The organism is Pseudomonas sp. LB3P58 (assembly GCF_054897895.1).
In genome coordinates this window covers 5,777,121-5,791,017 of sequence record NZ_JBUBVE010000001.1, presented here as the reverse complement: position 1 = coordinate 5,791,017, position 13,897 = coordinate 5,777,121, and the positions used below count along the sequence as shown (strand labels likewise).

At 60.1% G+C, this 13,897-nt stretch carries 13 protein-coding genes and 1 pseudogene; 9 read left to right on the top strand and 5 right to left on the bottom strand.

The annotated features are described in order from the left end of the window. Positions 1-5: 5 nt before the first annotated feature. The 3 genes from ACYZTZ_RS27040 to ACYZTZ_RS27030 form a co-directional block, all read right to left on the bottom strand. Positions 6-2,852 carry a class I adenylate cyclase gene (locus tag ACYZTZ_RS27040; protein WP_462000192.1) on the bottom strand — a complete coding sequence of 949 codons (2,847 nt, stop codon included), beginning with the start codon at positions 2,850-2,852 and terminating at the stop codon, positions 6-8. A 205-nt stretch (positions 2,853-3,057) separates the two neighbouring features. Then, on the bottom strand, positions 3,058-3,303 hold the full coding sequence (locus ACYZTZ_RS27035) for a TIGR02647 family protein (RefSeq protein WP_008150272.1): 246 nt from the start codon (positions 3,301-3,303) through the stop codon (positions 3,058-3,060). Between the two features lie 215 nt (positions 3,304-3,518). Further along, positions 3,519-3,815: a hypothetical protein gene (locus ACYZTZ_RS27030; protein WP_046045090.1), complete on the bottom strand. Its 297-nt coding sequence runs from the start codon at positions 3,813-3,815 to the stop codon at positions 3,519-3,521. Between the two features lie 124 nt (positions 3,816-3,939). Between ACYZTZ_RS27030 and ACYZTZ_RS27025 the strand changes: the two genes are divergently transcribed. Continuing rightward, the gene (locus ACYZTZ_RS27025; protein WP_462000191.1) at positions 3,940-4,599 is read left to right on the top strand and encodes a glutathione S-transferase family protein; all 660 of its coding nucleotides are present in this window, start codon (positions 3,940-3,942) and stop codon (positions 4,597-4,599) included. 103 nt (positions 4,600-4,702) lie between these two features. Here the strand turns inward: ACYZTZ_RS27025 and argH are convergent, their stop codons facing one another. Continuing rightward, positions 4,703-6,097, bottom strand: coding sequence for an argininosuccinate lyase (gene argH / locus ACYZTZ_RS27020; protein ID WP_046045092.1), 1,395 nt, complete (start codon positions 6,095-6,097; stop codon positions 4,703-4,705). 357 nt (positions 6,098-6,454) lie between these two features. Between argH and ACYZTZ_RS27015 the strand changes: the two are divergent. The 8 genes and pseudogenes from ACYZTZ_RS27015 to ACYZTZ_RS26980 form a co-directional block, all read left to right on the top strand. Beyond that, positions 6,455-6,568 (top strand): annotated as a pseudogene (locus ACYZTZ_RS27015) (sensor histidine kinase); the annotation flags it as partial. Beyond that, entirely contained in the window at positions 6,565-7,311 is a 747-nt protein-coding gene (locus tag ACYZTZ_RS27010) for a LytR/AlgR family response regulator transcription factor (RefSeq protein WP_008150278.1), read from the top strand. The pseudogene ACYZTZ_RS27015 and the gene ACYZTZ_RS27010, both read left to right, overlap by 4 nt. 137 nt (positions 7,312-7,448) lie before the next feature. Beyond that, positions 7,449-8,390 (top strand): hydroxymethylbilane synthase, encoded by a 942-nt coding sequence (hemC, locus tag ACYZTZ_RS27005; protein ID WP_056738742.1) that lies wholly within the window; start codon positions 7,449-7,451, stop codon positions 8,388-8,390. Beyond that, positions 8,387-9,154, top strand: a complete 768-nt coding sequence (locus ACYZTZ_RS27000; RefSeq protein ID WP_462000190.1) for a uroporphyrinogen-III synthase — start codon at positions 8,387-8,389, stop codon at positions 9,152-9,154. Before hemC ends, ACYZTZ_RS27000 begins: the two co-directional genes overlap by 4 nt. 16 nt (positions 9,155-9,170) lie before the next feature. Beyond that, entirely contained in the window at positions 9,171-10,325 is a 1,155-nt protein-coding gene (locus tag ACYZTZ_RS26995) for a uroporphyrinogen-III C-methyltransferase (protein ID WP_462000189.1), read from the top strand. Further along, complete coding sequence (locus ACYZTZ_RS26990; protein WP_462000188.1) at positions 10,322-11,560, top strand: heme biosynthesis HemY N-terminal domain-containing protein; 1,239 nt, start codon at positions 10,322-10,324, stop codon at positions 11,558-11,560. The genes ACYZTZ_RS26995 and ACYZTZ_RS26990 overlap by 4 nt, the downstream gene beginning before the upstream one ends. 229 nt (positions 11,561-11,789) lie before the next feature. Then, positions 11,790-12,341, top strand: a complete 552-nt coding sequence (locus ACYZTZ_RS26985; protein WP_462000187.1) for a disulfide bond formation protein B — start codon at positions 11,790-11,792, stop codon at positions 12,339-12,341. 179 nt (positions 12,342-12,520) lie between these two features. Then, on the top strand, positions 12,521-12,979 hold the full coding sequence (locus tag ACYZTZ_RS26980) for an Rsd/AlgQ family anti-sigma factor (RefSeq protein WP_046045098.1): 459 nt from the start codon (positions 12,521-12,523) through the stop codon (positions 12,977-12,979). Between the two features lie 63 nt (positions 12,980-13,042). Here the strand turns inward: ACYZTZ_RS26980 and ACYZTZ_RS26975 are convergent, their stop codons facing one another. Next, a complete protein-coding gene (locus ACYZTZ_RS26975; protein ID WP_462000186.1) occupies positions 13,043-13,708 on the bottom strand; it encodes an FKBP-type peptidyl-prolyl cis-trans isomerase in 666 nt (221 codons plus the stop codon). Positions 13,709-13,897: the final 189 nt, after the last annotated feature.

Here is a 13,897-nt window from a genome sequence, read left to right as displayed (position 1 = left end):
CCCCCTCAGACCTGCTCGAGCGCCTCGTTCAATGCGCGTTCCAGGTCAGCCTTGTAGCGCAAATACAAAATGCTTGAACTCTGACCATCACCGAGCAGGCCCGACAGATCCAGGTCGGTGATGTAGCAGCGATAGCGTTCGGTTTCACGGCGCTGCTCGACGATTTCCCGGGCGACCACGCTGAACAGTTGGTCGCCATGTTCCAGCTCTGAAAACTCCCGCTGATTGCAATACAACGTGACCTGCACCTGTCCCGGTGCGGCTTTGCCGACAATCGCCTGCACGTCGTAGAACGGTTTGTTGACCGGGGTTTGCGGCGCTGGCCGAGCTTCGACCCGACGCGCCCGCACGGGACCAGAGGGCAGCAGTTGGTAATACAAGGTGTCCAGGCTCAGCGGCTGGGCGACGTCCATCGGCAGCAAGGCGTCGCGCCGGTACTGGATCGATTGCAGGAAACGTTGCAGCGGCACCAGCAGGCTTTGCTCGTCGTGGTAGGGCAAGCGCTGCTGCCATAAGGCATTGAATTCATCCAGCACGTACAGATCGGCGTGGTATTCGTTGATCCGGTAGAACACCTGAATGCAATCGGGCTGGCCCATCGGCAGGACCAGCGCCAGATCGTGGTCTTCCAGTGCCATCGGGTCCAGGTGTAGCGGGCTGTAGCTTGGCCGCTCTTCGCCCAGGTAATCGACTAGCGCCGGCAGCGTGGCGAGGGCGACATGATTGACCTGGCCGGGCACCAGCTCCAGCACGTGGTAGTGCTGCTGGACCTGAATCAGGTAGCGATGATTGAGTTTGCTCAACAGCAGGTTCTGCGCGGTGTCGAGGATCTCTTCGACCCGCCGGGCAATAAACTGTGCGCGGTTGTGGCAGAAGCACCGAACCCGCAACGTGGGTTGTTGTAGCCCGCCGGGCAGGTTGTTGAGGTAATCACGCACGCAGTCGAGCAGCGCGTGAGGGCCGTCGAAGCGACTGACCAACACTTCGTTCCAGCTATTGAGCGTGACCTGATCCAGGGTCAGCACCAGGTTTTCCCGGACGCCGGCGTAACTGAGGGAATCGGTGCGCTCGGTGGTCATCAGGATGTTCAGGTCGCGGTGGTGCTTGAGTGGATCGACGCCGACGTTTACCAAAATCAGCACTTCGCTCGGCTCACTGGCGCGCAGTAACGGCTCTTCGGCGACGGTCGTCAGCGGCAGGACAATGCTCTGTTGCAGGCTGCCGAGCAGGTTGAACAGTTCGAACTCGCTCAGGTCGCTGCTGCCGGGATGCAAGGCCAGGCGGGTGCTGCTGTCGATCACGCCGTTGCGGTGGCACCAGGTCAGCAGTTCCAGCAATTGACGGCTGCGCTTGATCGGTGCGAAATGCTCCCATTCGAGGGCCGTCAGGCTGCCGTTGTACAAACCCCACTGAGTTTGACCCGATTCTTTTTTGTTCGGCGCATGCACCAGCGTGAGGGTGTCTTCGGCCAGATCCGGGGCGATGCCAGGGTTGATGAACTCGACCTTGTCGGCCTTGCGCTCGAAGGCCGCGTACAGCCGTCGCCCCAGCACGTTGAGGTCGCGCTTGTTGATCAGGCTGACGGTCTGTTCGTTGCGGGCGAACTGGGTCAGGAAGCGATAGCTGTAATTGAGCTCGTTGACCAAGGCCCTGCGTTCAGAGCCGACCTGACGGACTTTCCACTGGCTGCGGCTATCGAGCAGGGCCAGTTGACGATGATCCCACTGCCATTCGTGGGCCAGGCGTTTGAGCAACGAACGCTGCCAGCTCTGAGTGCGACTGTTGCTGCCGGTGAGTTTGCGATTGACCTTCAGGTACAACGCCCGGCGTACCAGCTCCAGGCGTTCCGGCTCGCCACGGGCGGTCAGGTATTCCTCGATGCGTCGGTAGACCACGACGTACGGGTCCAGCTCATCAAGGTCGAGCCGATTGGCAAACACCGCTTGCTTGAAGCGCAGGCTCAGGCAATGAACCTTGGGGTGTTCGCTGGCATAGACCTCGGTCAGCAGCAGTTTGAGTACCGATTTGTACGGCGACTCGATACCTTTGAACAACTGCCAGAGTCCGGCACCGATGTATTCGCCAGGCGGGATATAGGCCAGATGCCCCAGGTCCAGGGTTTCGTCGGCACGGATGAAGCGCTTGGACATCAGCGTGTGGGTGTAACGGTCGTAGCTCGCTTCTTCATAGACCGGCACCAGCCACCAGATGGGTGTGCGTCCGGCCAGCCAGATCGCGGTGCGATAAAACTCGTCCAGCAGCAGATAGTGCTGGGTGGTGCCGCAGTCTTCCGAACTCAGTTGCGTATCACGTTCGCCGCGTACGAAACGGGTCGGGTCGATCAGGAAGAAATGCGCCTCGGCGCCCTGGCTGGCGGCCCAGACTTCGAGGAGCTGGCATTTTTTGCGCAGCTCGGCGAGCTCGCTTTCGCTCAAGTCCGGCCCATGACAGACCCACACGTCCATGTCGCTCTGGTCGGCCTGGGCGAGGGTGCCGAGGCTGCCCATCAGGAACAGGCCGTGAATCGGTCGCGGCGGATTGCTGCCATGGCGGGGCTTATAGGAAAACGAGCGGGTCAGGCGCTGGGCTTCGGCGAGCGTGTTGGCGTCGGGTTCGTAATTCGACAGCCCGGCCGGCGTGCTGCCCGAAGCGTACCCCGGCAACAGCGGATGATTGACGTGGAAAAACAGCGGCAACAGGGTCAGCACCGCTTGCTGGCGGGTCGACAACCCTTCCATGGCGCGGGCCATACGGCCTTCGTTGAGCTTCAGAAACCGTGCGCGCAGCTGGCTGAGCACCTTGCGGTCGATTCCCTCGTCCAGATCGGGGCGGATTTCATGGTGGCGGGTCATGTCAGCTCAAACCGGCTCGCGGGGCTCAGACGTGGGTGTCTGCGGATGAGGGCAGTTTAGCGCCTCGGCTCCAGGACTTTTAAGCTGATTTTGTTTTTCTGGCGTCAGATTTTTATCGCGGGGCGACGGCAGGCAACAGGGCAAGTAACGAAATGTGCCCGCGGAAATCCCGTAGCAGGGGTTTCCGTGGGCGCTACGGTAATGCTCAGGCAGTTTCCCGGACGTTGAGAATGGTCAGAACGGTTTGCACATTTTGCGCTGCATCACGACCCAGGCTGGTCAGATAACCGCCATCGGGCTGAGTGATCAGTTCTTTGTCGAACAGGCGTTGGGCGGCGGCAATGGCTTTCGGGGCAGCGGTCTGATGAATTTTCAAACCTTCCTGGGAACTGTCCAGGTTGAAGAGTGCGAGGATTTCCAGTTCGGCAACCAACTCAGGGGTAAGCGACATAAGGACTCCAGACTTTCTAGGAATTGGACGACAGCGTCCCTAAGGTGATCCCACTCGGGCGGCATGTCCAGTGCTCGCAACAGGGTTTTTTCACCTTGGGAAGCATTCCCCGGTGGGTGGTGCGGCAGCGGGGTGGATACAGTGTAGTCAGGGTCTGAGAAACGGTTGTCTGAAATGAAAAAGATCGCAACCTTCGACAGGTGCGATCTTTGATTTTATTTCTTTTCCGGCGGCAACTCTGGCAATGCACGCAACGCAGCTTCGTACCATTCGGTGTTGAACGCGCGGTCTTCTTCGAGGATCGCGTCGATTTCCACCGCCAGAACGTGGGCCATCAGATTGAGGATTTCTTCACGCTCGTAACCCACCAGGGTCAGCTTGTTGAAGGTCGCCTTGGCGGCAGGCGGGTTGTCGCTTTCGATCTGGTTTTCGATGGCTTCGACCAGGGTGTTTTCGGCGAACTCTTCTTCGTCGATGTCGTCGTTGTTGATGCCGGGGGTTGGCTCGCTCATGGCAGGCTCCTCAAGTTAAGGCGGCCAGTTTACCTGCATTCAACGCTGTGATGCTGCTGGCAAGAAACGTCGCGGCGTTCTATAAAAGGCACCTGCCAACCCCGCACGGCCTGGAGGCTATGTGATGCTCAAGCTTTATGGATTCTCCGTCAGCAACTACTACAACATGGTCAAGCTGGCGCTGCTCGAGAAGGGACTGCCGTTTGAAGAGGTACTGTTTTACCCGGGGCCGAGCCCCGAGGCATTAGCCATCAGCCCGCGTGGGAAGATACCGGTGCTGGGCGTCGAACAGGGTTTCATCAACGAAACCAGTGTGATTCTCGAGTACCTCGAACAAAGCCAGAAGGGCACGCCGCTGTTGCCGAGCGATCCCTTTGAGCGGTCGCAGGTCCTGGCGCTGGCCAAGGAAATCGAGCTGTACATCGAATTGCCGGGGCGAGCCTGCTACGGCGAAGCATTTTTCGGCATGACGGTGCCGGATGCGATCAAGGACAAGACCAAAGCCGAGTTGCTGCTGGGGTTTGCCTCACTGGGCAGGCACGGCAAGTTCGCCCCTTATGTGGCAGGTGACAGCCTGAGCATTGCGGATTTGTATTTCCTCTACAGCGTGCCGCTGGCCTGTGCGGTGGCGCAGAAGCTGTTTGACCTGGATTTGCTGGCTGAGATGCCGGCGGCCAAGGCGCTGCTGGAGCATCTGGGGCAAAATCCGAATGTGCAGCGGATCGCAAAGGACAAGGAAGCGGCAATGCCAGCATTTTTGGCGATGGTCGCGTCCAAGAAGTAAGTTTTGTAGTGTTCTGAAGTCAGCCATCGCGAGCAAGCTCGCTCCCACAGGTTTCGCGCGGTCCTTGTGGGAGTGAGCCTGCTCGCGATGCTTTTTGACTGCCTTAGCGGCTGGCGAGCAATGCCTGGCCGCGAGCCACAGCCTTCTTGACCTGTGCCGGCGCAGTCCCGCCGATATGGTCACGGGCATTCACCGAGCCTTCCAACGTCAACACGGCGAACACATCCTGATCGATCTGGTCGCTGAACTTGCGCAGCTCTTCCAGGCTCATTTCCGCCAGGTCTTTACCGCTTTCCACGCCGTACTTCACGGCATGGCCAACGATTTCGTGGCAGTCACGGAACGGCAGACCGCGGCGAACCAGGTAGTCGGCCAGGTCGGTGGCGGTGGAGAAACCGCGCAGGGCTGCTTCACGCATCATCGCGTGCTTGGGTTTGATCGCCGGGATCATGTCGGCAAAGGCCCGCAGCGAGTCGCGCAATGTGTCGGCGGCGTCGAACAGCGGCTCTTTGTCTTCCTGGTTGTCCTTGTTGTAGGCCAGTGGCTGGCCTTTCATCAGGGTCAGCAGGCCCATCAGTGCGCCGAATACGCGACCGGTCTTGCCACGCACCAGCTCTGGAACGTCTGGGTTTTTCTTTTGCGGCATGATCGAGCTGCCGGTGCAGAAACGGTCCGGCAGATCGATGAACTGGAACTGCGCGCTGGTCCACAGCACCAGCTCTTCGGAGAAGCGCGACAGGTGCATCATCGCGATGCTCGCGGCCGAGCAGAACTCGATGGCGAAGTCACGATCGGACACGTTGTCCAGTGAGTTGCCGCCCACAGCGTCGAAGCCCAACAGTTGGGCGGTGAATTCGCGGTCGATCGGGTAGGTGGTGCCGGCCAGTGCGGCGCTGCCCAGCGGCATGCGGTTGGTACGTTTGCGGCAGTCGACCAGGCGCTCGTAGTCGCGGCTGAGCATTTCGAACCAGGCCAGCATGTGATGCCCGAAGGTCACCGGCTGCGCGGTTTGCAGGTGAGTGAAGCCCGGCATGATGCTGCCGGCTTCGCGCTCGGCCTGCTCCAGCAAGCCTTGTTGCAGGCGGGTGATTTCGCTCAGGATCAGGTCGATTTCGTCACGCAGCCACAGGCGGATGTCGGTGGCGACCTGGTCGTTACGGCTGCGGCCGGTGTGCAGCTTTTTACCGGTGACGCCGATGCGGTCGGTCAGACGCGCCTCGATGTTCATGTGCACGTCTTCGAGGTCGATGCGCCAGTCGAACTGGCCGGCCTCGATTTCACCCTGGATGGTCTTCAGGCCATCGGTGATGCTGTCGCGCTCGGCATCGGTCAGCACGCCGACCTTGGCCAGCATCGTGGCGTGAGCGATCGAACCCATGATGTCGTGGCGATACAGGCGCTGGTCGAAAGTGACGGAGGCGGTGAAGCGGGCGACGAAGGCGTCGACGGGTTCACTGAAGCGGCCGCCCCAGGACTGATTGGTCTTGTCAGTGCTCATGAATTCGCTCGTGTCGGCTGAAGAAAGATGGCGTAGAAAGCTGTCGCGGATAATAACAGGGTTGCCAATCCTGTCGCTGGCACTGGTCGATACGTTTTTTTCTCAGGCGGCGGTCCATACTCGAGTCAACGCCGAGGGGATTTGCGCAACGATATTTTTCAATTGAGCAATATCGTGCCGGCAACCGTCTACAGTTGGACAGTAGGACAGTAGGATCAGCGCACTTCCAGACGCTGCAGCTGACTATAAGAAGAGGGGGTGTTCATATTGTGTATCAACAAACCCTACGGCGATGCCTCGCTAACGCGGGCCTGGGCCGCCAAACGCATGACGGATGAAAATTTAGCCGTCGGACGGGCGGCACTTTTTGGCCCTCGCGCTAGTCTTAGCGTGGATCGCGGTGACGGACGTCACTTCACCTGTCTACGCTATCCTTGTGCGAGACTCACGCAGGAATCCAGCGCAATATGAATGTCCTGATCGTTGATGACGAACCCCTTGCCCGCGAGCGCCTGAGCCGAATGGTTGGCGAACTCGAGGGATACAGTGTCCTGGAGCCTAGCGCCACGAACGGCGATGAGGCGTTGGCACTGATCGACAGCCACAAACCGGATATCGTGCTGCTCGATATCGGCATGCCAGGCCTCGATGGCCTGCAAGTGGCTGCACGATTGTGCGAACGCGAAACCCCGCCCGCCGTGGTGTTTTGCACCGGGCCCGATGAATTTGCCGTGGAAGCCCTGCAGGCCAGCGCCGTGGGCTATCTGGTGAAGCCTGTGCGAACTGAACATTTACATGACGCATTGAAAAAAGCCGAGCGACCCAATCGTGTCCAGCTCGCTGCCTTGACCCGTCCCGCCGCCGAAAGTGGCAGCGGCCCGCGCAGCCACATCAGCGCCCGTACCCGTAAAGGTATCGAACTGATCCCGTTGGGTCAGGTGGTCTACTTCATTGCGGATCACAAATACGTGACCTTGCGCCACGAAGGTGGCGAAGTGCTGCTGGATGAGCCGCTCAAGGCCCTTGAAGATGAATTTGGCGACCGTTTCGTGCGAATCCACCGCAACGCGCTGGTCGCCCGCGAACGCATCGAACGTCTGCAGCGCACGCCTCTGGGGCATTTTCAGCTGTTCCTCAAAGGCTTGAACGGCGACGCCCTGATCGTCAGCCGACGGCATGTGGCCGGCGTGCGCAAGATGATGCAACAGCTTTAATCCGCCATTTACGGGCGGGTTTCATCCCGATTGCTGGACGTCTGAGGCCAGGGAGGCCACGCGTTTTCTGATACAAGTCAAAGTGGATTTGGCTGAGCTGTTATTATCCGCCGTATCTATTCAGTACGGATTGATCCATGTCCTCTCGCGAAATCCGCATCGCCACCCGTAAAAGTGCACTCGCCCTGTGGCAGGCCGAATACGTCAAAGCCCGTCTGGAAGAGGCCCATCCGGGTCTGCTCGTGACGTTGGTGCCCATGGTCAGTCGCGGTGACAAATTGCTCGACTCGCCACTGTCGAAAATCGGCGGCAAGGGCCTGTTCGTCAAAGAACTGGAAACCGCGCTGCTGGAAAACGAAGCCGACATCGCCGTGCACTCGATGAAAGACGTGCCGATGGACTTTCCTGAAGGCCTCGGCCTGTTTTGCATCTGCGAGCGAGAAGACCCGCGTGATGCCTTCGTTTCCAATACCTACGCCAGCCTGGACGAATTGCCGCAAGGCAGCATCGTCGGCACCTCCAGCCTGCGCCGTCAGGCCCAGTTGCTGACCCGTCGTCCGGACCTGGAAATTCGCTTCCTGCGCGGCAACGTCAACACGCGCCTGGCCAAGCTCGATGCCGGCGAATACGACGCCATTATCCTCGCCGCCGCCGGCCTGATTCGTCTCGGCTTTGAAGATCGCATCACCTCGGCCATCAGCGTCGACGACAGTCTGCCGGCCGGTGGCCAAGGCGCGGTGGGTATCGAATGCCGCAGCGTCGACAGCGAAATTCACGCGCTGTTGGCACCGCTGCATCACCAGGACACTGCGATCCGCGTGACCGCCGAACGTGCTCTCAACAAACATCTGAATGGTGGCTGCCAAGTGCCGATCGCCTGCTATGCCGTGCTTGAAGGCGAGCAGATCTGGTTGCGTGGTCTTGTCGGTGATCCGAACGGCGGTCTGCTGCTCAGCGCCGAGGCTCGTGCGCCACGCAGCGACGCCGAAGCCCTGGGCGTGCAAGTGGCTGAAGACCTGCTGAGTCAAGGCGCCAACGACATTCTGAAAGCAGTCTACGGCGAGGCAGGTCACGAGTGACGGGCTGGCGCCTGCTGCTGACGCGTCCCGCGGATGAGTCGGCGGCGCTGAGCAGTCTTTTGGCTGAAAAGGGGATTTTCAGCAGCAGTTTGCCGCTTTTGGAGATCGAGCCGATTCCTGTCTCTGACACAATGCGCGAGGTGATTCAGCGACTGGATCGCTATTGCGCGGTGATCGTGGTCAGCAAGCCTGCCGCCAGAATTGCTGTGGAACTGCTCGACCGGTATCGGCCGCAACCCCCTCGTTTGAAGTGGTTCAGCGTGGGCGCAGCCACCGCGCAGATCCTCGAGGATCGCGGGTTGGACATCAGCTTCCCGGTGGATGGCGATGACAGCGAAGCCTTGCTTGAACTTCCTCAGTTGCGCGAGGCAATCGCGCGGCCCGGTCCACGTGTGCTGATCATGCGCGGGGAGGGCGGGCGCGAGTTGCTGGCTGAGCGTTTGCGCGAGCTTGGTGCTAGTGTCGAGTATCTGGAGTTGTACCGCCGCGACCTGCCGCAGTACCCGCCGGCAGCGCTGCCTGACCGGATCGAAGCGGAACGCTTGAACGGGCTGGTGGTCAGCAGTGGACAGGGTTTTGAGCACCTGCATCAATTGGCCGGCGATGCCTGGCCGCAATTGGCGCGGTTGCCGTTGTTTGTTCCAAGCCCCCGGGTCGCCGAGCTGGCACGTGCCGCCGGGGCTCAAACAGTTGTGGATTGTCGTGGCGCCAGTGCCGCGGCTTTGCTGACGGCGTTACGGGAGCATCCCGGACCCGTTCTCTAATGCAAAGGATGGATACGTGAGCGAAACAGCCTTGCCTAAAGATGACGTCAAGCCAGTGCTCGATGCACCGGTTGAAGCACCGGTTGAAACCGGGCCACCTGCCGCAGTGCAGCGCCGAGGCAATGGGCTGGCAATCGTCGCGCTATTGCTGGGCGCCGCCGGTGTCGCCGTGGGCGGCTGGGGAGTCTGGCAGGTGCGTCACCTGCAAGCCAATACTCAACAGCAGTTGAGCCAGGTCCAGGCATTGAACGATCAGGCGCAGGATCTGAAGCTCAATGAACAACGCCTGACTGCTCGCCTGGAACAAATGCCTGCCGCCGCCGAGCTCGACGCGCGCAGTCGTTTGGTTACTCAACTTCAAGGCGATCAGCAACGCTTGAATCAACGCCTGGAAACGGTTCTCGGCGCCAGCCGCAAGGATTGGCGTCTGGCCGAGGCCGAGCACCTGCTGCGTCTGGCCAGCCTGCGTCTTTCCGCGTTGCAGGACATCAGCAGTGCCCAGGCTTTGGTGCAGGGCGCCGATGAAATTCTGCGCGAACAGAACGACCCGGGCTCTTTTGCCGCTCGCGAACAAGTGGCCAAAACGCTGGTGGCATTGCGTAGCACCCAACAGCCGGATCGCACCGGTCTGTTCCTGCGACTGGGAGCGCTGCGCAATCAGGTGATCAGCCTCACCGAGCTGGCACCCGAGTACAAGGACCGTGGTGAATCCCTGTTGGGTCTCACCGCCGATGGCGACGGCGCCAGTCGCTGGGCGCAATGGTGGGATCAGGTCTCGCGCTACATCCGCATCGACTTCAATGCCGACAAGAATGTGCGTCCGTTGCTGGCCGGGCAGAGCCTGAGCCAGGTGCGCCTGGCCCTGAGCCTGGCGCTGGAGCAGGCGCAATGGGCCGCGCTCAATGGCCAGGCCGCGGTTTATACCCAGGCGCTGGCGGAGGCGCGCGACGTGCTCAAAGGCAACTTCAACCCGGACAATCCTCAGAGCAAAGTGATGCTTGAGCAGGTTGGCGAGTTGAGCAAACAACCGGTCACCGTTGTCACGCCAGACCTGACCGGCACGCTGAGTGCGGTTCAGGGGTATCTGGAGCGGCGTAATGTCAACGCCGAGGACTCGATCAAACCGATGGCCAAACCTGCTGCGGACACCGCTCAGGAGGCGACGCCATGAAACGCCTCTATGTGATCGTGTTCCTGGTGATCGCTGCGGCTGCCGCGCTGGGGCTGGCGATTGCCGAGCATTCCGGTTACGTGCTGATCGCCTACAAAAGCTTCCGTTACGAATCGAGCCTGTGGGCAACCCTGGCGTTGGTCGCCGTGCTCTGGCTGGTGTTCTGGGGCATCAAGGCGTTGATCGAATTGGTGACGACCTCCAGCGGCGTGGTCAATCCCTGGTCGCGGCGCAATCGCAGTCGCCGGGTGCAGGTGGCGATTGAACACGGTCAGCTGGATCTGGCCGAAGGTCGCTGGGCCAGTGCGCAGCGCCATCTGCATCGGGCTGCGGAAGCCGAGCGCCAGCCGTTGCTTTACTACCTCGGCGCTGCCCGGGCCGCGAACGAACAAGGTCATTACGAGGAAAGCGACAACCTGCTGGAACGCGCTCTTGAGCGACAACCCCAGGCAGAGCTGGCGATTGCCCTCAGCCACGCTCAATTACAGACTGACCGCGGCGATACCGAAGGCGCCCTGGTGACCCTGCAAGCCATGCACGAGCGTCATCCCCATAACGTCCAGACCTTGCGCCAGTTGCAGCGCTTGCACCAACAGCGGGGCGACTGGTCGGCGGTGATTCGTCTGCTGCCGGAGCTGCGCAAGGACAAGGCCCTGCCACCGGCCGAGCTGGCCGAGCTGGAACGCCGGGCCTGGGGTGAGAACCTGTCCCTGGCGGCGCATCAGGAAGAAGACGGGACGGTCGGCTTGCAATCGCTTAATCGCGCCTGGCAGCAGCTGACCTCAGCGCAGCGTCAAGAGCCGCAACTGGTGCTCGCTTATGCCGAACAACTTCGGCAGCTGGGTGCTCAGGTCGAGGCCGAAGAGATCCTGCGCACGGCGCTCAAGCGCAACTACGACAGTCATCTGGCGCGCCTCTACGGACTCGTTCGCGGCAGCGATCCGGCACGTCAACTGCACACCGCCGAGAGTTGGCTCAAGGAACATCCGGCCGACCCAAGCCTGTTGCTGACCTTGGGGCGCTTGTGTCTGCAAAGCAGCCTTTGGGGCAAGGCCCGGGACTATCTGGAGAGCAGTCTGCGTGTGCAGCGCAACCCGGAAGCCTGCGCGGAGCTGGCGCGGCTGCTGGCGCAGCTGGGCGACACAGAACGCAGCAATCAGTTGTTCCAGGAGGGCTTGGGCTTGTTGGACGAGCGCTTGCTGGCGGCACCGTTGCCGGTTCCTGTTCACGCTTGAAGAGTGGACGACGGGTCGCTCGAAGGAGCGATCCCGTCGCCTGCAAACTGCCGGAATTTTACCTTTGTAGTCCGTCAACGGCAGATTCCTACAGAGGACTACACCTAATCCTCTCGTTCCTGTCGGGAATTCCCTACACTTCTGTTGAAGTGTCCCCGCTGGCCTGCCTTGAAAGGCTGCAGCGCTTTCCTCTACCGTAACCGCCTGTCTCTACTGTTACGGAAATGCCATGTCTTTGGCCTGCTCACGCTCCTTGTTTTTCATGGCTTTCATTGCAGGTGCCCTGGCCCTGGGCGTGTCCTATTACCTGGAATATGCGGTCGGCCTCAAGCCTTGCGGGTTGTGCCTGTTGCAGCGCTTTTGCCTCGCATTGCTCACAGGTATCTGCCTGGCGGCTTCGGTGCATGGGCCTGGCCGCTTCGGATCTTTCCTGTATTGGATGCTCGGGCTGTTTTGCAGTCTGGCGGGTACGGTCACGGCGTGGCGGCAGGTTTTGCTGCAGAGCGATCCAATGCATCAGCTGTTGACGTGCTCGCCCAATCTGGCAGTTCAGTACGAGGGTATGCCTTGGTTGTGTCAGGCCACGCAGATGTTTAAAGGGGAGGCCGAGTGCGCGGAGATTTCCTGGACACTGTTCGACCTGAGCATTCCTGAATGGAGTCTGCTGTTCTTCATGGCGATGACAATTCTGGGAATTTATCAGCTGCTGCGCGTTGTCTGGAAAGCCTGTCTGCGACCGCTCAGCGGCGGTTCGTCGCACCGGGCGCTGGCGGGTGATTAAACACTTGTATGAACTTTATCTCCTGCGTACCTTGAAGCCATTGTCGCGCGGGCATAATCTGGCCCGCACGTGTCATTGGAATTATGTTGCTCGAATGACGCTCTGCCTGGCCGATACTTGACCTTCAAGTGTGGCGACGGGTGTAGGGCAGCATGACCCACAAGGGAAGAGAGATCACCATGCTCGAAAGTTGTCAGAATGCTCAGGAACGTTGGGGTGGAGTGCATCTGCTGATCGATCGCTGGTTGCAGGAGCGTCACGAACTGGTTCGGGCCTATGATGCTCTCGGCGCCAAGCCTGAGGCGCTGGGTGAGAACCGCAAGCCGTTGCAGGAATTCTGCGGCGTGCTGGTCGATTACGTGTCTGCCGGGCACTTCGAGATCTACGAACAGCTGACCGGCGAAGCCAAAGCGTTTGGTGATACTCGCGGGCTCGAGTTGGCCGAGACCATCTACCCTCGTATCGATGTCATCACCGAGAAGCTGCTAGCGTTCAATGACCTGTGTGATGCAGGTCAATGCGTGGCAGAGAAATTCAAAGAGCTGGGTGGCCTGTTGCACGAACGCTTCGAACTGGAAGACTGCCTGATCGAAGTGCTGCACACCGCTCACAAGGAAGAGGATTCGGTTCAGGCTTGAACCTCCTTCCTGCAAGACCTCCAAAAACGGTGCGCTATGCGCGCCGTTTTTCGTTTCCGGTATTCAGCTTGTGGCACCGCGCAATTCGACTTCGAATACCAGCGGTGTGAACGGCGCAATCAGGTCGCCAGCACCCTCGGCGCCATAGGCTTCGGCCGATGGAATCACCAGACGCCATTTCGCACCGACCGGCATTTGCTGCAACGCGCTGCGCCATCCGCTGATCACGCTGTCGAGACTGAACCACTGCGGCTGACTGTTCTGATCGAACACCGTGCCGTCGGGAAGGCGACCGATATACAGCACCTGGACTTTGCCGTTGGGGCCAGCTTTGGCACCAGTGCCTGGCGTCAACTCCGTTAGCAATATTCCATCGGCCAGCTCACGAACGCCCGGTCTGGCTTTTTCCTTGGCGAGAAAAGCCTGCTCTTTTTCGAGGGCGATTTCACTTTGCGGCGTGCTCGGTTGCAAGGCGACCTGGGCTTCGTGCTCGGCAAGAATCTGTTCGATCTGCTCATCTTTCAGCGCCAGGGGTTTGCCTTGATAGGCTTGTTGCAAGCCTTCGATCAGCGCCTGAAGTTGCAGATCGGGAACCTCCTGGCGCAGGCGTTCGCCGAGGCTTGCGCCCAGGCTGTAAGAGAGATCATGAGTGTCATTTTCTTTGGTTTTTTCGGCGGCCTGGGCCACGGAAAAAAACACGCACAGTGATAAAAAAAGGTAGCGCGACATGGGCACTCTCCGACCTGAGATGCGGGGGATTATGCCAGTGTGAATGTGCTCTACGGTGAACTGGTTTTGCGCAGGCGCAGAAGAATTTCAATCCGTTGCAACGCAGCGCTTTGGATACTGTCAACATGCCCTAGCGGCGGTAGCAGCAGAGGTCTAGTATGAGCCGCACCCACGTCAGCCAGGAGGTAA